Origin of the sequence: Mycobacterium sp. NAZ190054 (assembly GCF_001545925.1) — a bacterium.
In the GTDB taxonomy this organism is placed as follows: Bacteria; Actinomycetota; Actinomycetes; order Mycobacteriales; family Mycobacteriaceae; genus Mycobacterium.
Map to the genome: position 1 here is coordinate 1 of NZ_LMVQ01000508.1, position 579 is coordinate 579.

Genomic DNA, 579 nt, shown 5'->3' on the forward strand with positions numbered 1-579 from the left:
CGCCGACGCCGGCACCACCCCGCGCGCGCCTCGACGGGCGAGGCGGGCTGCGCCCGAGAGCATCGCCGCCTAAGCCGATCACGACGTCGGCCCCGGCGGCGTCGAAGACCGCCCGGGTCTGCCGGACCGCCTGACGGATCCGCAGCGGCAGCCGGACCAGGTCAGCGGACGGCTTGCGCGGCAACGGCACCGGGGTGATCAGCTCGAGCGGGTATCCGCGCTGCGGCACCAGCCAGGTCTCCAGGCCCCGCTCCGTGCCGAGGGCGGTGATCCGCGCCTGCGGGTCCAGGGCGGCCAGCGCGTCGGCGACCGCCATCGCGGGTTCGACGTGGCCCGCCGTGCCACCGCCGGCAAGAACGACAGATATCCCCCGGTCGCTGCGCTCCTGCCCCGCCGGACAAGATATCCCCCGGTCGCTGCGCTCCTGCCCCGCCGGACAAGATATCCCCCGGTCGCTGCGCTCCTGCCCCGCCGGGACCGAGTTCCCCGTCACCCGTAACGCTGACCTTCCAATGTGCGGGCCCGTCGGCCCTGGTTTCGCCGGCTATCACCGTAGCCGCCGGACGACCTGCCCGACCA

The 579-nt window shown here is 74.6% G+C and carries 1 protein-coding gene; it reads right to left on the bottom strand.

Annotated features, from left to right (window positions below; all coding sequences use genetic code 11):
• The coding region (locus ASJ79_RS25085) for a glycosyltransferase (RefSeq protein ID WP_197420364.1) at positions 1 to 406 on the bottom strand (406 nt) is incomplete at its 3' end.
• Positions 407 to 579: the final 173 nt, after the last annotated feature.